Genomic DNA, 19,045 nt, shown 5'->3' with positions numbered 1-19,045 from the left:
CCATGATCCGGAGTCTGTGAGTGGGGTTGCTCACGAAATGGTACCGGGCAGGGGCCGCCGTAGTGTTTCCCCCGTCTGCCCCGGCGCCGATGTCGCTCCCTGACAGAGGCAGCCAGCAGGGGCTGGGGAGCGACAACTTCCTGCGCAGCGATGGCAGACACTGCCCATTCGGGTATTGCCCGTCACCTTGGCGCAACATTTTGTTGTCATTGTTAGCCAGCTCGCAGCAGCCCCGGCGCCGACGGGGCAGAGTGGGCGCGCAGTTTCGGCCGGGGGCTGACATGCCTCCCGTTGATGGCTGCATCCAAGGTGCTGCGGCCCGCCTTGTGCGGGGCGCCAATAACATGATCTGCAAATAAAAAAGGAAACTGACCATGTCAGGAAGACACTCTCTGGTGGCGCTGGCCGTCGGGCTGGCGCTCGCTGGACAGGCACAGGCGCAACTGCTTATCACCGAATACCTGGAAGGGTCCGGCAACAACAAGGCGGTGGAGCTGAGCAACCTCGGCAGCGACGCTGTCGATCTCTCCCAATACCGGCTGGCCCTCTACGCCAACGGCAAACCCATCACCGATGCCCCCACCAACAGCCTGGCGCTGCAAGGCACCCTCGCCCCTGGGGCCAGTCTGGTGCTGGCCAACCCCTCCGCAAATGCCGAGATCCTGGCCAAGACGACCCAGACCAGCGGCAACCTGGTGTTCAACGGTGACGACGCCCTGGTGCTCTATCGCGGCAGCGAGATAATCGACAGCGTCGGCCAGGTAGGGGTGGATCCGGGCACGGCCTGGGTGTCGGGCAATGTCTCGACCCTGGACATGACCCTGCGCCGCAAGGCCACCGTCAGCATCGGCCGCACTGATGCGACGTCGCCTTTTGATCCGGCGCAGGAATACGTGGCGGCCCCGAAAGATGACGCCAGCGGCCTGGGTTGCAGCGGCGATGGTCCCTGCGATGGCACCCAGCCGCCCGCCTTCGTCTGCCCGGTGGACAACCTGGTGCCGGTGCCCGCCATTCAGGGCCCCGGTACCAGCAGCCCGCTGGTGCCGGCCGGCAAGTTTGAATCGGAACAGGCCTATGCCACTCGCGGTGTGGTAACCCAGGTAGTGAGCGGCCTCTACAAGGGCTTCTTCATTCAAGATGAGCTAGGGGATGGCGATCCGGCCACCTCCGACGGCCTCTTCGTCTACACCACCAAGGCCAATGCCGCCATCGTGCCGGGGGCCGAGGTGTGCGTCTCGGGCAAGGTGAAGGAGTATTTCAACCAGACCCAGATCAACGCAGACGATCTGGTGGTGACTCGGCCCGCTGGGGCAGTGCCGGCGGCAGTGGATCTGGTGCCGGTGGCGGGGGAGAGCCTGACCGAGCTGCTGGAGCGTCACGAGGGGATGCAGGTGCGGCTGGTGCCTGAATCCAGCCTGGTGGTGACCCGCAACTTCAGCTTCGATTACGACGGCAAGCGCAACAACCTGGTGCTCTCTTATGGTGCGCCGCTCATCAAGTCGACCCAGAAATTTGCCGCCATGAGCCAGGAGGCGAGCGACTGGGCCCTTCGCAACCAGCAGAACCAGCTGGTGGTGGAGACCGACGCCAAGGCGCCGGACGGTGTGCTGCCCTGGTTCCCCGGCTTCAACGCCGAGGACGGTTACCTGCGCATCGGCGACAAGCTCAACGGGCTGGAGGGGGCGCTCGGTTACTCCTACAACCTGTTCAGGCTGGTGGCCAGCAATCGCATCGATGCGAGCCAGATAGATCACAATGGCTGGGGTCGGGTGGAGACCCCTGAGCTCGCCGAGGCGGGGGATCTGCGGGTCGCGAGCTTCAACGTGCTCAACTTCTTCACCACGGTGGTGGGGGGCGATGCCAACCCCACTGGCAGCAACCGGGGCGCCCTGACGGTGGCGGAGTTCGAGTTGCAGCGCACCAAGATAGTCAGCGCCATCACCCGCCTCAATGCCGACGTGGTGGGGCTGATGGAGATCGAGAACAACGGCTATGGCGACAACTCTGCCATCGCCAATCTGGTGGCGGCCTTGAACGCAGCCCTGCCGGACGAGGCGGATCACTACCGCTGGATTGCCTCGCCGGATGGCAAGCCCATTGGCACCGACGCCATCACGGTGGGGCTCATCTACCGGCCCGCCAAGGTGAGCCCGCAAGGGGCCGCCAGCCTTATCGCGCTGCCGGTGCAGCAGGCTGAGGCGGTGGACGCCAGCGGCAAGCCGGTGACCATCAATCAGGGGATGCGCGAGTCACTGGTGCAGCGCTTCAGCTCGCCCAAGGGGGATGCGCCGCTGACCCTGGTGGTCAACCACCTCAAGTCCAAGGGCTCCGCCTGCTTCGAGGATTACCCCGACTACGCCAGCGCCGATCCGCTGGATGGCCAGGGCCACTGCAACGCGCTGCGGGTCTCCGCCGCCAAGGTGCTGGGGGAGCGCCTCAAGGATCTGGCCGGGGATCTGCTGCTTATCGGCGACATGAACGCCTACGGCATGGAGGATCCCATTCGGGTGCTGACCGACTATGATCCGGCCGCCCAATCGCGCCAGATCATGAGCGCCTCCTTCACCACCCTGGCGGGCCAGCCCTTCGAGGAGAGCGGCAGCGCCCTTGGCAAGGGGTATGGGTTTGTGAACCTCAACACCCGCTTCCACGGCACCGACACCTACTCCTACAGCTATGAAGGGGAGCTCGGCAACCTGGATCACGCCCTGGCAAACCCGAGCCTCGCGGCCAAGGTGATCGGCATTGAGGATTGGCACATCAACTCCGCCGAGAGCAACTTCTTCGAGTACGGCAGCAAGTACAGCGGCCAGCTGGCGAAATCCGAAGGGCCCTTCAGCGCCTCGGATCACGATCCCGTGCTGGTGGCCATCCAGTATCCGCTGCCGCCCGCCGGGGTATTGAGCCTCGAGAGCGCCGCTGCGAACGTGGAGGAGGGCAACACCCTGGTCTTGAGCGTGGCGCGCCGCGACGGCAGCCATGGTGAGGCCAGCGTGAGTTATCGCATCGTCCATGGCAGCGCGGACGCAAGCGACGTGGCCCCCCTCACCGGTACCCTGCACTGGGCTGCCGGGCAGAGCGAGCCCCAGACCATCAGCATCCCGGTGAAGAGCGACACCCTGCACGAGGGGGACGAGACCTTTACCCTGGAGCTGTTTGACCCGAGTGGCGCGGCCCTGGGGGATCAGCACCAGACCCTGGTGACCATCAAGGACAAGCTGGCACCGTCCACCATCTCGCTGGCTCAGGCCAGTATCACGGTGAACGAGGGGCAGTGGTTTGCCGAGATCCCCCTGGTGCGCAGCGGCGATCTGAGCAAGCCGGCCCGGGCCCGGGTGGCCCTTGACGGGGTCACGGCGCGCTGGGGGCTGGATTTCCTGCCCTGGTTCGGTCAGTCGGTGAGCTGGGCTGCGGGCGAGGGGGGCAGCAAGTCGGTCAAGGTGCTGATCATCGATGACTGGTTTGTGGAGCCCACCGAGCAGTTCAGGGTGAGTCTCGATCGGGTGGAAGGGGGCCAGCCCGGCGCCCTGCAGCAGACCCGGGTCGACATTCTGGACAACGACAAGTCCTGGTGGCCCTTCGGTCGCCACTGAGGATGATTGAGCAACAAGAAGGGGCCTGCGGGCCCCTTTCTTAGTTGGGAAGACGTTTGTTGGGAAGACTTGTTGCAGACAGGTTGGGTTGCGAAGATGAGGAAGGCCCACCGTCGTGGTGGGCCTTCCTCATGGCAGGGCGCTCCTAACGGAGTATCAACCCTGCGCGTTGCTCAGTACCAGCTTGCCATCCTTGACCGGAATGGTGGGGCCGGGTTGCTTCTCCATGCGTACCACCCCTTCCTGGCCGGCGAGGCGGTAGGTGACGTCATAGCCGATGGTGCGGGTGCTGCTCTCCTGCACCGTCTTGCAGCGCTGCTCCGTGGTGGTGTAGGTATCGCCCGCCTGCATGTTGCCCTGCACCTGATTCCCGGCATAACCCCCTGCCACGGCACCGGCGGCGGTGGCCACCTTCTTGCCGCTGCCACCGCCAAACTGGTGGCCGACCACGCCGCCCAAGGCCGCGCCAACCACGGTACCCAGGATCTTGTGCTCGTCCTGCACCGGCTTGCGGTGGGTCAGGGTGACGTTGCGGCACTCCTGACGTGGCGTCTTGATGGTCTCGGTCACCGGCTTGCTGGCCAGCACCTCGGCAAACTGGGGCTCTGATGAAAACAGGGATCCGCTGGCGACCGCCGACAATGCCAGCGCAGAGGCCACACCGATCCCGACACCTGCCAACATGGATTTGTTCATCACTCTTCTCCTCGTACGCATACCCGTTGAGGGCTTGGGATCATTCTTCGCATTTTGCGCCGCAGGCTCAAGGCAAGGGCCACGGGATCGCGACAGGGGCTGACTGCGCAAAAAGTGACCGCGCAAAAATAGCGTCGGCGATTGGCGACAGGGAGAGCAGGGCCGAGGGCCCCTAAGACGTTTCGCTAATACCTGGGATCTGGCCCCCTTGATACCCTTTCATCCGGTTCCAGCCGGCGTCCTGGCCCCGCATCAGGGCGCAATGCCGGTCGTGGTGAACCGCGAGAGCCACCCCGTTTTGTGTCCCTGTGAGGAAGGATCCGATGACAGAGCAGAACATGTACGACGCCGGCCTTGGCAAGACGCCCGCCAATTTCGAGGCGCTGACCCCCTTGAGCTTTCTGGGGCGGGCCGCCCGGGTCTATCCCGACTATCCGGCGCTGATCCACGGCCCCCTGCGCCAGAGCTGGGCCCAGACCGAACGCCGTTGCCGCCAGCTCGCCTCGGCCCTGCGCCGTCGCGGCATTGGCGAGGGGGACACCGTCTCCATCGTCGCCCCCAATGTACCGGCCATGTTCGAGGCGCACTTCGGGGTACCCATGAGCGGCGCCGTGCTCAACACCATCAACACCCGGCTCGATGCGGACGCCATGGCCTTCATCTTCCAGCACGCCCAGATCAAGGTGGTGCTGGTGGACCGGGAGTTTGGCGCCGTGGTGCGAAAGGCGCTCTCTCTCATTGATAGTCAGCCCCTGGTGATCGCCATCGACGATCCCCTCTACCGGGAAGGGGAGCTGGTCGGCGAGCTCGACTACGAGGGGTTCATCGCCCTGGGGGACGGGGACGAACCCGGCTGGCTGCCGGCGGACGAGTGGCAGGCCATTTCCCTCAACTACACCTCCGGCACCACGGGGAACCCCAAGGGGGTGGTCTATCACCATCGCGGCGCCCACCTCAATGCGGTCAACAATGCCCTCTCCTGGGAGCTGACCAAGCACCCCGTCTACCTCTGGACCCTGCCGATGTTTCACTGCAACGGCTGGTGCTTCCCCTGGACCCTGGCGGCCACCGCCGGGGTGAGCGTCTGTCTGCGCCACGTGCAGGCGGCGGCCATCTACGGGGCGCTGCGCGAACACAAGGTGAGCCATTTCTGCGCCGCCCCCATCGTGCTCAATATGCTCAACAATGCCGATCCGGCCCTCAAGCAGGGACTCGACCACCCCGTCAAGGCGATGACGGCGGGGGCAGCGCCACCCGCCACCGTGATCGCCGGCATGGAGGCGATGGGGATCGCCGTGACCCATGTCTATGGCCTCACCGAAACCTATGGCCCCTGCGTGGTGTGCGAGCCGCAAAGACACTGGCAGGGGCAGGATGCCACCACCCTCTCCCGTCTCAAGGCGCGCCAGGGGGTGGCCTCCCCCCTGCAAGGAGAGATGCGGGTCATCAACCCCGTCAGCGGCGAGCCGGTCCCCATGGATGGCAAGACCCTGGGAGAGATAGTGCTGCGGGGCAACATCGTCATGAAGGGCTACCTCAAGAACCCGTCGGCGAGCGAGGAGGCGATGGCACAGGGATGGTTTCGAAGCGGGGATCTCGCGGTCTGGCACCCGGACGGCTATGTGGAGATCAAGGACAGATCCAAGGACATCATCATCTCCGGCGGGGAGAACATCTCCAGCTTGGAGGTGGAAGACGTGCTCTATCGCCACCCCGATGTGGAAGAAGCCGCGGTGATCGCCATGCCGGACGAGACCTGGGGGGAGGTGCCCTGCGCCTTCGTCAAGCTCAAGGAGGGGCGCGAGCTCACCCAGGCCGAGCTCATTGCGTTCTGCCGCGAGCAGATGGCCCACTTCAAGGCCCCCAAGCGCATCATCTTCACCCCGCTGCCCAAGACCTCCACCGGCAAGGTGCAGAAATTCATGCTGCGCAAGCAGTTGGCGTGACGACAAAGGCGCCGAGCCATCAACGGGCCTGCGGGCCCGTTTTGTGTTGCGCGATGCAAAGAAGCAGGAGCGGTCGCCAGCCAACAAGACGTGCCTTTTGAGCCCGTCCCGGCTTACCATGCCTGCCATGTCCCGCGAGCCTGAGGATGCCTGTGAGAAAATCGGACCGACTGTTTCAACTGACCAACCTGCTGCGGGCGCATCAACCCCTGACCGCCCGGGAGCTGGCGACGCGCCTGTGTGTGTCGGAGCGCACCATCTACCGCTATATCGACGATCTCTCTTTGGCGGGCATTCCGGTTTACGGGGAAGCCGGGCTGGGCTATCGGCTGAGCGAGGGGTTCGAAATGGCCCCGTTGCAACTGAGTGCGGCCGAGCTGGAGGCCCTCATCACCGGGGTGAACCTGGTGGCGGTGCTGACGGGCAAGGGGATGGCCGATCCGGCCCGCGCCCTGCTCGCCAAGATTGAGGCGGCCCTGCCCGCCAAGGAGGCTCGGGCACCTCGCGTCCCCGTGGTGCGGGTACCGGACTATCCCACGGCGCAGCCTGCATACGCTCGCTGGGACAGGTTGCACGACGCCATCACGGCCGGTCACTGGCTGCACATTGGCTACCGGGATGCCAGCGCCAGCAGGACGGAACGCCAGCTCTTTCCCCTCGGGCTCTTCTACTGGGGCGGATGCTGGACGCTCGGCGCCTGGTGTGCGCTGCGCCGGGCCTACCGGGATTTCAGGGTGGATCGCATCGACACCCTGGCGCCGTGCCGACCGGGAGAAGGGGCACCATCTGGCGCGACCCTGGCCGATTACCTTGCCCTGCGCCAGTCGGACGCGTTCCCCCCTGGGCGCAGTGGCGCCGAAAAAGTCATTCAGGACTGACACAAGGCTGTCAGTAGCCCTTCGTTATGCTGGGTTCTCCAGACCATCCACAACGGAGAAAACGAGATGATCATCAAGGGTGACATGCAAGAGGCAGGGGGCGTCGAATTTGCTACCTTCAGGCTCAGGGAAGGGGTGACGGAGGCGGATTTGCTCGCCCTGTCACGGCGGGTCGAGTCCGAGTTTCTTGTCCAGCAATCCGGGCTCATCATGCACTGCCTGCTGCGCGGCGCCGACGGCCTCTATGCGGACGTGGTGATGGCCCCCAGCCAGTCGCTGGTGGAAGCCTACTGCCAGCAGTGGCTGCACAACGACGTGGCAGGGGAGTACCTGACCCTGCTTGACCATGACTCGGTCAACATGAGCTTCTGGACCCGTATCGGCTGAGGGCGGCGCGGGGCCAGCCATCCCCGGCGAGGGGGCAATCATGAAATGAAACGGGCCCACAGGGCCCGTTTTGTTGAACAGAATTCAATAATTACTTGGTGTGGCGCTCATGCAGGCGCTGCACCACATCCTTCAAACCCAAGCCTTCGTTTTGCAGCAAGACGGTCAGGTGGTAGAGCAGGTCAGCGGATTCGTTGATGAGCTCTTCCCTGTCTTTCGCCATGGCGGCCAGGGCCACTTCCACCCCCTCTTCACCCACCTTCTGGGCGATGCGCTTGGTGCCTTTGCCATAGAGGCTGGCGGTGTAGCTGGTGGCGGGATCTGCCCCTTTGCGTGATGCCAGGATCTGTTCGAGCTCGGCCAGGAAGCCGAGCGGCGGCATGGGGTGGCCGTCGAAGCAGGAGGGGTTGCCCAGATGGCAGGTGGGGCCGACCGGGTCGGCGGCAATGAGCAGGGAGTCCTGATCACAGTCGGTGGTGATGGCGACGAGCTTGAGCACATGGCCCGAGCTCTCGCCCTTGGTCCACAGGCGCTGCTTGCTGCGGCTGAAGAAGGTGACCTGGCCGGTGGTCTGGGTCTTTTCCAGAGCCTCGCGGGTCATGAAGCCCTGCATCAGCACTTCGCCGCTGAGGGAATGCTGGACGATGGCGGGGATCATGCCCTCACACTTGGCCCAGTCCAGGCGCTCGGCCAGCGGCAATGCATTGTCTACTGCTTGATTATTCACGGATGGCGACTCCTTCGTTTTTCAGCCAGCGTTTCAATTCGGGAATGGGAATGAGGCCCTTGTGGAACACGGAGGCGGCCAGCGCCCCGTCCACGTCGGCCAGGGTAAAGGCATCGCGAAAGTGCGCCATGGCCCCGGCGCCGCCGGAGGCGATGAGGGGCACCTTGCACACGGCGCGCACCAGCTTGAGCTGCTCAAGGTCGTACCCCTGACGCATGCCGTCCTGGTTCATCACGTTGAGCACTATCTCCCCCGCGCCCCGGCGCTGCACTTCCTGTACCCACTCCAGGGTGGTCCAGCTGGTGGTGCGGGTGCGGCTCTCGTCGCCGGTAAACTGTTTGACCTGATATTGACCGAGGGCGGCATCGAAGTAGGAGTCGATACCCACCACCACGCACTGCACGCCGAAGCGCTCGGCGAGCCGGGTGATCAGGGTGGGATCGGCCAGGGCGGGGGAGTTGATGGAGACCTTGTCGGCCCCGAATTCCAGGATCTGGCGGGCATCCTCCACGCTCTTGATGCCACCGGCGACGCAGAAGGGGATGTCGATGACTTCCGCTACCCGGCTTACCCAGCTCTTGTCCACTACCCGTTCGTCGCTCGAGGCGGTGATGTCATAGAAGACCAGCTCATCGGCGCCCTCGGCGGCGTAGCGGCGGGCGAGGTCGACAATGCCGCCCATCACCTCGTGGTTGCGAAACTGCACGCCCTTGACCACCACGCCATCTTTGACGTCGAGGCAGGGGATAATACGCTTTGACAACATGCTCATTGCTCCATGTAAAGCACGGTTAAAGAAACGTCGTTCTGCCGCCGGCGTTGGCCCGGGCGGCGGACGGGAACAGGGTTGGCATGCCTTGAACGGGGGCCCCTGACGGGGGAAACGACAGGCCCGGCAGGCCATCTCGTCGCCTCTGGGCACCCCACTATATGCATGACTTTATTCAGTGATTCAACCCTTTGTCGCCCTTCACCTGTCCCGGATGGCAGGCTGGCACCTCGGGGAGGGGAGCCCGATCGTCCGGGTGGGTCTCGTCCGTTGCCATATGCTGGCGCAGGGTGAGCAGGGCGGCATCAAAATCAAACGCCTTCAGTTGCCTGGTCAGGGTGTCGCTGCGAGACCCCAGCATGAGGCGAAGGGGGCCGGCATACTGCTCGTAGAGGGGGATCACGGCGGTGTCGCTTTGCACCAGCAGAGCTTCCATCTGGCCCAGCAGTTGCTGGCGCCACTGATCCTCCAGAGGCACCAGATCGGTGGTCGGGGCGGCGAGATCGTCCCCGAGCAGAGCGCAAAGGGCGGCGATCTCTTCATCGATGGATGACATGAGTCCGGTGGGCTCAGTGTTGCCGTCCGCGATGGCCTGCTCCAGGGTCAGGCAGTGGCGCGACAGCTCATGTGCCCCCAGGGTGCTCGCCACGCCGCGCAGGCTGTGGGCCATGCGAGTTGCATCGCTGTGCTCCCCGGCCTGCAAGTGGCAGTGCAGCCGGGCCATGTCCTGGCCATGCTCATGGATGAAGTAGCGAAGCAGGGCCAGGTATTTCTCCTGATTGCCGTTGAGGGTCGCCAGCCCCTGGTCGAGATCCAGACCCTGGTGTGCCTGCAGGCGGGCAAGGGGGCCTGTCACGGGATGGCGAGTGCTGTCGTCAGGGGCAAGCTCGGGGACCTTGCTCTGGGGCAACCAGCGCTGCAGGGCGTCAAACAGCTTGGCGGGGGTGACGGGCTTGGCAATGAAATCGTTCATGCCAGCCGATGCGCTCGCCTTTCTGTCCTCTTCGAAGGCGCTGGCGGTGAGCGCCAGGATGGGCAGCCTGTCCATGCCGGGCAGGGCCCTGATGGCACGGGTGGCGCTGTAGCCATCCATCACCGGCATCTGTATGTCCATCAGGATGAGGTCGAAGGGATGCTGGCTGACGCGGGTCAGGGCCTCCTGGCCGTTGACGGCCGTCTCGATGACGAGGCCGCTGTGGCACAGGAGCTCGAGCACCACTTCCCGGTTGATGGCGTTGTCTTCCACCAGCAGGATCCGGGCGTGGCGAGGGAAGCTGAAGGCCTGTTGGTTCCCCTGTTCGGACGGGGTCCGGGAAGGGGCGTCCTCCTTTGCCTTGAACAGCCTGGCGGTAAACCAGAAGCAGCTTCCCTGGCCTGGCTCGCTGGTGACTCCGACCTCGCCCCCCATCAGGGCGGCGATCCGGCTGGTGATTGCAAGGCCAAGGCCAGTGCCGCCATATCTGCGAGTGGTGGAGACATCCGCCTGTTCGAACGCCTGGAACAGCTTCTCGCGCTGCGCAGGGGTGATGCCGATGCCGGTGTCTTCCACCTCGAAGCGCAGCAGGTAGCCGGTGGTGAGGGGGCGGGCCAGCCTGACGCGCAGGGTGACGGTTCCCTGCTCGGTGAACTTGATGGCGTTGGTCGCATAGTTGAGCAGGGCCTGGCGCAGGCGGGTGATGTCACCGTGCACCCAGGCGGGGGTATCGCCGATGTCCGTCACTATGGTGAGCCCCTTGGCCCTGGCCTGGTCGCTCATCAGGGTGCGGACGTTGTCCAGCATGGCGGTGAGGGAGAAATCGGTCAGATCCAGCGTCATCTTGCCCGCATCGATCTTGGAGAGATCCAGGATGTCGTTGAGGATGCTGAGCAGGTGCTGGGCGGCAGTGTCTATCTTGGTCAGCCGTTCGAGGTCGGTGGGATCCCGGGTGTCGCGCTTGAGCAGATAGGTGAGCCCCAGGATGGCATTCATGGGGGTGCGGATCTCGTGGCTCATGTTGGCAAGGAAGGCGCTCTTGGCGTGGTTGGCACTTTCGGCCCGCTGGTGGGCCTGGGCCAGCTGCCGGGTGCGCTCGTTGACCATCTCCTCCAGGTGGTAGCGATACTGGTCCAGCTCCTCGCCGAGCTGCTTCTTCTCGGTGATGTCGGCCTGGACCGTGACGTAGTGGGTGATTTCGCCGCTCTCCTGGCGGATCGGCGACACCGTGGCCAGCACCTGGTAGTGGGAGCCATCCTTGCGCTGGTTGATGAATTCGCCATGCCAGCGCTGGCCATGGTTGATGGCATCCCACAGGGCGACATAGCTGGCATCCGGGGTGAGGCCAGAGCGCAGCAGGGACGGGGTCCGGCCTATCACCTCATGCTGCTGGTAACCGCTGGCGGCGAGGAAGGCGGGGTTGACGTACTCGATGCGCGCCCGGGTGTCGGTGATGAAGACGCCGTCAGGGCTCTGTTCGAGGGCCAGAGACAACTGGCGCAACTGTTGCTCGGCCAGCTTGCTCTGGGTGATGTCCAGATGGATGCCAAGGAGGCGCACGGGCCGCTGCTGGGCGTCCCGATAGACGCTCCCTTTGCTCACCAGCCAGCGGATGCCGCCATCTGGCAGCAGGATCCTGAACTCCAGCTCGACGGGGGCGCCGCTGACAGCCCGCTCCGCCAGCAACTGCTCGATGTGGGGCCTGTCATCCGGATGCAGGCAGGCTTGCCAGGCGGCCAGCTCGCCGAGCGCCTCGGCACTGCGGCCATAGAGGCGGGCGCATTCCGGCGAGAAGAAGAGGCGGTTGCTGACCATGTCCCATTCCCAGATGCCGACATGGGCTCCTTCCTGGGCCATCAGCAGGCGCTGTTCGCTCTCGCGCAGGGCGCTGCTGACGGTTTCGGCGCGCACCCGTGCACTGATGGCGTCGTCCATCAGGTTCAGGGCTGCGAGGCGAGCACGACGCTGGGTATCGAGCGCCATCTGCTGATTGTGTTGCAGGCGCTGCTCCGCGAGCTTGCGCTCCGTGATGTCCTGCACAGTGCCGTAGAGCTCGAGTATGGTGCCATCCCTGTCCCTGAGCGCCGCCCCGCGGGCAATGACCCAGGCGGTCTCCCCCTGCTCCGTGATCACTTCGGCATCGCACTCGTAGGGCTGCCCGTCCATCCTGCAGCGCTCGACGGCCTGGGCCACCGTGTGCCACCCCTCCTGAGTGAAGTATTTTCTGACCTCGGGATAGACGGCGGGGGGGAGGGCCGGATCCCGGCCATAGATGCGATAGATCTCCGGTGACCAGAAGTGGCTGTCATCGGCCACGCGCCAGCGCCAGTTCCCTATCTTGGCGAGACGCTGGGACTCGCGCAGTATGGCTTCGTTGCGGCGCAGCGCCTCCTCGGTCTCCTTGTTCTGCCGGTTGTCCTCGATGATGGAGATGAAGTAGTCGGGATTGCCTTCGGCGTCGCGCACCAGGGCCACCGTCAGAGTGGTCCAGATGATCTCGCCCCCCTTGTGCAGGTAGCGCTTCTCCAGGGTGTAGTGGGGGATTGTCCCCGCCAGCACCCGGGCGATGTGGACTTCATCGAGGTAGAGATCGTCCGGGTGGGTCAACTGCTGGAATGTCATCCCGGTGAGCTCGTCGGCCCGGTAGCCCAGGATGTGGCACAGTCGCTGATTGACACGCAGCCAGTGTCCATCGGGGGAGACCAGGGCGATGCCGACCGCCGCCTGTTCGAAGGTGACCTGGAAGCGGTTCTCGCTCTGCTGCAACTGGTTCTGGGTGTTCATCAGCTCCTGCCAGCGCAGGACCTCTCTGGCCCGGGCACGATGAAAGGCGGCACTGAGTACGCTGATGAGCAGACCGTTGGCGATGAGCAGGCACCATTGCACCAGATCCTGGCCAGCCTCGACACTCAGTGAATAAATGGGGGGGAGCATGAAATAGCTGGTGACCAGGGCGGTGATCAGGGTGCAGAGCAGACCTGGCAACAAGCCCCCCAACAGGGCGCAAACGATGATGGGCAGCATGAAGAGAACCAGCTGCGGTCGCTCGCCAAAGGCGATGGGCAGCTGGACCCGGATTTGCAACATCAGAACGGGCAGCAGCACGGCCAGCAGGGAGATCCCCCAGCGCTGGGTGGAGGGGCGCACATGCCACAGGGGTGACCAGCTCATCATGGGAGATCCTCCGGTGGCATGGGGGCCTGGGGATAGGGGGGCGGCACTCCGAGCTGACGGGAGAGCCCGTTGATCTGGTGCTTGAGGGCCAGCATGGCGAGTTCCCTGTCCACCATCACCTTGTTGAACCGCTCCAGCTCATGGTTCTGCTGGCGCAGCTCGCTGGCCTGGCGGGTCAGGGCCTGTTCAACCTGCTCCCGTTCGGTGACATCGAGCAGAATGCCGATGATGGCGGGCTGGCCGAGGTAGTCGACGCGCCGCCCGTACAGCTCGACCTCCAGGGATTCCCCGTGCTGATGCAGGGCACTGAAGCGGGTGTGGATATCGCGCGCGTCCTGCTCGCACGCGTGCACCAGCTCGGCGACCCGGGTGCTGTCCTTGGGAGCAGCAAGGGCGTGTAACTGGCCAACGGCGATCAGCGCCCCCGGGGTGTCATAGCCAAACAGTCGGGCAAAACAGGGGTTGATGTAGCAGAGCCGACCCTGCTGGATGATGTAGATCCCGGCAAGGGATTGCTCCACCAGGGCACGGAACAGCCCCTCCCGCTCTCGCAAGTCGGCCTCGGCCCGTTTGAAGTCCGTGATGTCCCGAGAGATGCCGAAGATCCCGATCACCTGCCCCTCGCTGTCTTGCAAGGGGCCTTTGGTTGCGAGAAACACATGCTCGCCATCGGGCAGGGTCAGGTACTCCTCCTCGGTCTGCACCCGGTTGCGCTCTATGACCTGGCGCCCGGATGCCATCAGCATCTGCGCCTGCTGCGGCGGGAAGAGCGTCAGATCATCCTGGCCCAGCACCTCGTCAACCGGCTTGCCGACAAACTGGCTGGCGGCCCGGTTGAAGAGGATGTATCTGCCCTCCTTGTTCTTGGCGAAGATGGCGTCTTCCGAGCTGTCGGCGATGGCGGAGAGCAGTTGCAACGCCTCCAGCCGCTGGGACTGGGAATGCTGAAGCTGCTCGGCCATCTGCAGCCGGGTGTGCTGGCGCAGCAGGATGATGCCGGCGTTGGTGACAAAGAGCACCAGCAGGCCGATGAGACCGATCCAGACGCTCTCCTTGAAGGTGGCCTGGTAGAGCTCCGCCTTGTCGATCTTGGCCAGCAGGTACCAGTCCGTGTTCATGACCGGATAGACAACCCCGAAGACCTCGCTGCCCCGGTAATCCTGGCCATAGAGTACCTGGGGCGTGCCGCGTTCGGCGAGCCGCAAATACTGGGCTGCCAGCAGGGTGGGGTGGGTGACGGGATAGTGCAGGGTGAGAGCCGGTTCCGGGCGATAGCGCAGGCTACTCAGATAGTGGACCTGATCCCCCTGCTGGCGAAACAGAATGGCTTCTCCGCTGCTGTCTGGGACGGGCCAGGCCCCCAGGATCTGATCGAGCCAGCGATTTGCGCTTATCTGCATCACCAGCACGGGGGCAGGTCCTGCAGCGACCTCCAGATTGACCAGAAAGTCCAGCCTGGCGTGACCGCGATCATCGAGATAGGGACCAAGACGCATGACGTTGCCCTGCTCGAGCCGTGGCAGGGCGTCACGCAACGTGGCATTCATGGTGTCGCCACCCGGAGTATGCCACAGGGGGTGCCCGGCAGGATTGAACACGGCCGCACCGTGAAATCCGCGTACCGAGATGAATTCGAGCAGCCTTGCCAGTGGTGGCGTGATCGCTTCGGGTGAGGATGGTGCTTGTCCGGGACGATAGAAATCAGTACTGCCCAGACCCTTTATGAGCTGGTGAATATCCTCCTCGTGGGTACCGAGCCACTCGGTGACGCGCTGGCTCTTGAGATCCGCGATGGCTTCGAGACGAGCCACCTCCTTGTTGCGTGCCAGTTCGATGTTGCGGGCGATGGCCATGGCGGTCAGGGCCAGAATGAGCCCGTTGAGCAACAGGAAGGGGATCCATTGACGCCGCGTAAAGACAGGTGTGCTGCCGGTGGTGTCAATGCGACGACGCAGCATGGCATAGAGCATGAGGGCCGTGATGAGGATGAAGAGCCAGCCCTTGATGGTGCTTGCCATGGCGAACTGGGCAGGGGTGCTGAACAACCACTCCACCGCCTTGTCGGAGAGCAGGATCCACAGGCTTGCCACGGCGGCATAGGTGAGCACGACGTTGAGCACATGTGCCCGGGTCAGGGGAGCCTCAGCCATCCACGGCCTCGCTGCCATCCTGGTAGCGTTCGGCAATGGTGACGAACGCGTCGAAATGGCGATCGAAGGCGGTCACGACATCGGGATCGAAATGGTGGCCGCTGCCGGAGAGGATGAGGGCGCGAGCCTCGTCGTAGCTCATGGCCGGCTTGTAGACCCTGGCGCAGATGAGGGCGTCAAACACGTCTGCCAGTGCCATCAGGCGGGCCGAGAGGGGGATGGCGTCCCCTTGCAAGCCGTCCGGGTAGCCGCTGCCATCCCACTTCTCGTGGTGCCAGTGGGCGATCTCCTTGGCCAGGGTGAGGAAGGCCAGGGGCTGCTCCATGTCCTGTTCGGCCTCTTCAATGGCATCGCTGCCGAGCTTGGCGTGGGTGCGCATGATCTGCCACTCCTCCGGGGTCAGCTTGCCCGGCTTGAGCAGGATGTGGTCGGGAATGCCCACCTTGCCGATATCATGAAGCGGTGCGGAGCGGCTCAGCAGGTCGATGTAACCCGGGGTCAGGGTATCGGCGAAACGGGGGTGATCAGCCAGGGCGCTGGCCAGCAGACGCACATAGCCCTGGGTGCGCAGGATATGGTTGCCGGTTTCGGGGTCGCGGATCTCCGCCAGATGGGCGAGAGCGCGGATGGAGACCTGCTGGATCAGGTCGTTTTCCGCCATTCGCCGCGCGACCTCGGCTTCCAGCGCCGCATTCTGGTTTTGCAGACCGTCACGGGCCTGCTTGGCCTCCAGCTGGGTACGCACCCGGGCCTGAACGACCACCGGTTTGATGGGCTTGGTGATGTAATCAGCGGCGCCGAGGGAGAGGCCGAACTCCTCGCTCTGGGGGTCGGCGAGGGCGGTGAGCAGAACGACGGGAATACGGCTGCTGATCGGGGACTGACGCAATTGCCTGAGCACTTCATAACCATCCATGCCGGGCATCATCACATCCAGCAGGATGAGGTCAGGCTTTGGATCCGCGCTGACGATGCGCAGGCATTTTTCCCCGCTCTGCGCAGCCAGCACGCGGTAATGAGGCGAAAGCAATTCGGTCAGTACCATCAGATTTTCGGGTGAGTCGTCGACGATCAGGATGGTGGCGTTGTGAGGTGTCAACATATGTCTTCCATGACGCTATCCCTGTGAGGTCGAGTATAGAGCCAATTGCTGCCAAATCATAAGGTTCGCCCCCATCGGGGAGAAAGAGGCCTGCCCGGATGGGCAGGCTGTCTGATGCCGGAAAGGGGCGCGTCACGCCGCGCGGCCGTCACCCCAGCAGCGAATGGCTTCTGCCACGTCAAACTTGCCCTCCAGTAGGGCACGGCCGAGGATGATCCCCTTGACGCCGGTTCCCTTGAGCGCCTCGATATCCGCCAGACCGCCGATACCGCCGGAGGCCTGGAAGCCGACGCTCGGGTAGCGGGCACAGAGATCCCGGTAGAGTTCGACGTTGGTGCCCGCCAGGGTACCGTCCCGGCTGATGTCGGTGCAGAGCACGTGTCTGAGTCCGGCAGGGAGGAAGCGCTCGATCAGCGCCTCGATGGAGATGCCGCTGTTCTCCTGCCAGCCAGCCACTGCGATGTGGCGGTTGCCCTGTTCATCGATGTTGACATCCAGGGCCAGCACGATGCGCTCGGGGCCATATTTCTCCATCCAGCTGGCCACCAGATCCGGGGATTTGACGGCGGTGGAACCGATCACCACCCGGCTGGCGCCGGCCGCCAGCAAGTCGGCCACGTCCTGTTCGCTGCGCACGCCGCCGCCGACCTGCACCGGTGCCTCGGTGGCGGACAGCAACTGGGCGATGAGGGCCAACTGGCGGGCCTTGGCATCCTTGGCGCCGTCCAGATCAACCAGGTGCAGCTGCGCCGCCCCCTGGCTGACATAGTCATCGAAGCGGGCCTGCGGGTTGTCGCTGTAGGCGGTTTTCTGGCCGTAGTCGCCCTGGTAGAGGCGCACGACCTGACCGTTGATGAGGTCGATTGCGGGAATAATCATGCCTGTCATAGCTCCAGAAAGTTTTGCAGTAGGCGGGCACCGGCCGGTCCGGATCGCTCCGGGTGGAATTGGGCGCCAAAGAAGTTGTCCCGCCCGACGATGGCGGTAAAGGGCAGGCCGTAGTCGCAGGTCGCCAGGGTCGCGTCGGTCACCTCCAGCGCATAGGAGTGGACAAAGTAGAAGTAGCTGCCGCTGGGGATGCCTTTGAGTAGCGGGTGGGTCTCGTCGTGTTCAATCTGGTTCCAGCCCATGTGGGGCAGGCGCAGGTTGCCCACCTCCATCAGGCGGATCCTGCCAGGCACGATGCCGAGGCAGTCGATGAGCGCTCCTTCGCTGCCATCGGCGCTCATGTTCTCTTCCGAGGCCTGTGCCAGCATCTGCATGCCGAGGCAAAAACCGAGCAGCGGCTGCTTGGCGGCGCGAATGAGGGGCACCAGTTCCCGTTCATTGAGGTTCTTCATGGCGGCGATGGCGGTGCCGACGCCGGGCAGGATCAGCTTGTCCGCCTGCTCGATGTCGGCGGCCTTGCAGCTCACCCTGGGTTGCACGCCGAGGCGCTCGAACGCCATGCGCACCGAGGCGAGGTTGGCGCAGCCGGTGTCGATGATGACCAGGTTCTGTTTCCCCATCACAGCACCCCCTTGCTGGAGGGAAGCTCGCTCCCTTCCACGCGAATGGCCTGGCGCAGGGCGCGGCCAAAGCCTTTGAACAGCGCCTCCACCTGGTGGTGGGTGTTGCCGCTGCCCACCTTCATCTGCAAGGTGATGGCCATGGCGTCAGAGAGGGAGCGGAAGAAGTGGGGCACCATCTCGGTGGCCATCTCTCCCACGCTGTCGCGACCAAAGCCGCTCGGGCAGTCGAACACGAAGTAGGGACGGCCGCTCAGATCCAGCGCCGTGGCCACATCCAGCTCGGTCAGCGAGGTGTTGTCAGCCTCCTGGCGGGGACGCCCGTCGATCACCGCCTGCACCTCGTCCATCGCCAGCACGAAGCCGAAGCGGCCGATGCCGCGCTTGTTGCCAAGGGCCTGGCGCAGGGCTTGACCCAGCGCCAATCCCACATCTTCCACCGTGTGGTGATCGTCGATGTGCAGATCGCCGCTCACTTTGAGCTTGAGGCGAAAGCCCGCGTGGGTCGCTATCTGATCCAGCATGTGATCGAAGAAGCCGATGCCGGTGGCGATCTGGTTGCCACCGCTCTTGTCGAGATCCACTGCCACCTGGATGCGGGTCTCCTTGGTGTAGCGCTCCACCTCGGCCACGCGCCCCTTGGAGAGCAGCTGATCACGAATGGCAGTCCAGCCGTGATCTTGCGGGTGGTAGCGTATGCCGCGGATGCCCATGTTCTCGGCAAGCTGGATGTCGGTCTGTCTGTCGCCAATCACGAAGGAGTTGGCAAAGTCGATGCGGCCCGAGGCGAGATACTCCTTCACCAGCCCAAGGTGAGGCTTGCGGCAGCTGCAACCGTCGGTGGGGAAGTGGGGGCAGATCAGCACTTGCTCCCAGGTGACGCCCTGGGATTCGAAGAGGTGCATCATCAGGTCGTGGGGCGGCTGGAAGTTTTCAAGGGGCAGGCTGGCGGTGCCGAGCCCATCCTGGTTGGTCACCATCACCAGCACGTAGCCGGCGGCCTGGAGCTCACGCAGCACAGGTATCACCATGGGCTCGAAGCGCAGCTTCGCAAGGCTGTCCACCTGCTTGTCGGTGACCGGCTCCTCGATCAGGGTGCCGTCACGGTCGATAAACAAAAACGGGGTTTTCATCGCTACATC

Annotated in this window: 13 protein-coding genes; 4 read left to right on the top strand and 9 right to left on the bottom strand. The window is 64.2% G+C overall.

Annotated features, from left to right (window positions below):
- Positions 1 to 374: 374 nt before the first annotated feature.
- Positions 375 to 3,593: an ExeM/NucH family extracellular endonuclease gene (locus ACPW74_RS09680; RefSeq protein WP_270821252.1), complete on the top strand. Its 3,219-nt coding sequence runs from the start codon at positions 375 to 377 to the stop codon at positions 3,591 to 3,593.
- Between the two features lie 156 nt (positions 3,594 to 3,749).
- On the opposite strand, the gene ACPW74_RS09675 is transcribed toward ACPW74_RS09680, so the two are convergent.
- The gene (locus ACPW74_RS09675; RefSeq protein WP_010674678.1) at positions 3,750 to 4,289 is read right to left on the bottom strand and encodes a glycine zipper 2TM domain-containing protein; all 540 of its coding nucleotides are present in this window, start codon (positions 4,287 to 4,289) and stop codon (positions 3,750 to 3,752) included.
- Positions 4,290 to 4,612: 323 nt separating this feature from the next.
- Here ACPW74_RS09675 and ACPW74_RS09670 point away from each other — a divergent pair, with 323 nt between their 5' ends.
- From ACPW74_RS09670 to ACPW74_RS09660, 3 genes are all read left to right on the top strand, one after another.
- The gene (locus ACPW74_RS09670; protein ID WP_270821251.1) at positions 4,613 to 6,235 is read left to right on the top strand and encodes an acyl-CoA synthetase; all 1,623 of its coding nucleotides are present in this window, start codon (positions 4,613 to 4,615) and stop codon (positions 6,233 to 6,235) included.
- A 179-nt stretch (positions 6,236 to 6,414) separates the two neighbouring features.
- Positions 6,415 to 7,113, top strand: a complete 699-nt coding sequence (locus ACPW74_RS09665; protein WP_270821257.1) for a helix-turn-helix transcriptional regulator — start codon at positions 6,415 to 6,417, stop codon at positions 7,111 to 7,113.
- Positions 7,114 to 7,179: 66 nt separating this feature from the next.
- Positions 7,180 to 7,500, top strand: coding sequence for a hypothetical protein (locus ACPW74_RS09660; protein ID WP_042863838.1), 321 nt, complete (start codon positions 7,180 to 7,182; stop codon positions 7,498 to 7,500).
- Positions 7,501 to 7,591: 91 nt separating this feature from the next.
- Here the strand turns inward: ACPW74_RS09660 and hisIE are convergent, their stop codons facing one another.
- The 8 genes from hisIE to hisB form a co-directional block, all read right to left on the bottom strand.
- Positions 7,592 to 8,227 carry a bifunctional phosphoribosyl-AMP cyclohydrolase/phosphoribosyl-ATP diphosphatase HisIE gene (gene hisIE, locus ACPW74_RS09655; protein ID WP_139737176.1) on the bottom strand — a complete coding sequence of 212 codons (636 nt, stop codon included), beginning with the start codon at positions 8,225 to 8,227 and terminating at the stop codon, positions 7,592 to 7,594.
- Positions 8,220 to 8,993 carry an imidazole glycerol phosphate synthase subunit HisF gene (gene hisF / locus ACPW74_RS09650; protein WP_216987370.1) on the bottom strand — a complete coding sequence of 258 codons (774 nt, stop codon included), beginning with the start codon at positions 8,991 to 8,993 and terminating at the stop codon, positions 8,220 to 8,222. The genes hisIE and hisF overlap by 8 nt, the downstream gene beginning before the upstream one ends.
- Before the next feature lie 178 nt (positions 8,994 to 9,171).
- Positions 9,172 to 13,143, bottom strand: coding sequence for a PAS domain S-box protein (locus tag ACPW74_RS09645; protein WP_425859046.1), 3,972 nt, complete (start codon positions 13,141 to 13,143; stop codon positions 9,172 to 9,174).
- Positions 13,140 to 15,293, bottom strand: a complete 2,154-nt coding sequence (locus tag ACPW74_RS09640; protein ID WP_425859044.1) for a PAS domain-containing protein — start codon at positions 15,291 to 15,293, stop codon at positions 13,140 to 13,142. Before ACPW74_RS09640 ends, ACPW74_RS09645 begins: the two co-directional genes overlap by 4 nt.
- Positions 15,286 to 16,395, bottom strand: coding sequence for a response regulator (locus ACPW74_RS09635; RefSeq protein WP_010674688.1), 1,110 nt, complete (start codon positions 16,393 to 16,395; stop codon positions 15,286 to 15,288). The genes ACPW74_RS09640 and ACPW74_RS09635 overlap by 8 nt, the downstream gene beginning before the upstream one ends.
- A 132-nt stretch (positions 16,396 to 16,527) precedes the next feature.
- Entirely contained in the window at positions 16,528 to 17,274 is a 747-nt protein-coding gene (hisA, locus tag ACPW74_RS09630; protein WP_010674689.1) for a 1-(5-phosphoribosyl)-5-[(5-phosphoribosylamino)methylideneamino]imidazole-4-carboxamide isomerase, read from the bottom strand.
- A gap of 5 nt (positions 17,275 to 17,279) precedes the next feature.
- Entirely contained in the window at positions 17,280 to 17,903 is a 624-nt protein-coding gene (gene hisH / locus ACPW74_RS09625; protein WP_039039129.1) for an imidazole glycerol phosphate synthase subunit HisH, read from the bottom strand.
- Positions 17,903 to 19,036, bottom strand: coding sequence for a bifunctional histidinol-phosphatase/imidazoleglycerol-phosphate dehydratase HisB (gene hisB / locus ACPW74_RS09620; RefSeq protein ID WP_042017604.1), 1,134 nt, complete (start codon positions 19,034 to 19,036; stop codon positions 17,903 to 17,905). Before hisB ends, hisH begins: the two co-directional genes overlap by 1 nt.
- Between the last annotated feature and the right edge of the window lie 9 nt (positions 19,037 to 19,045).

Origin of the sequence: Aeromonas sp. INTO2 (assembly GCF_049860605.1) — a bacterium.
GTDB classification, from domain to species: domain Bacteria; phylum Pseudomonadota; class Gammaproteobacteria; order Enterobacterales; family Aeromonadaceae; genus Aeromonas; species Aeromonas caviae.
Note: the sequence above shows the minus strand (reverse complement) of the source record. Positions and strands in the feature narration are given on the sequence as shown.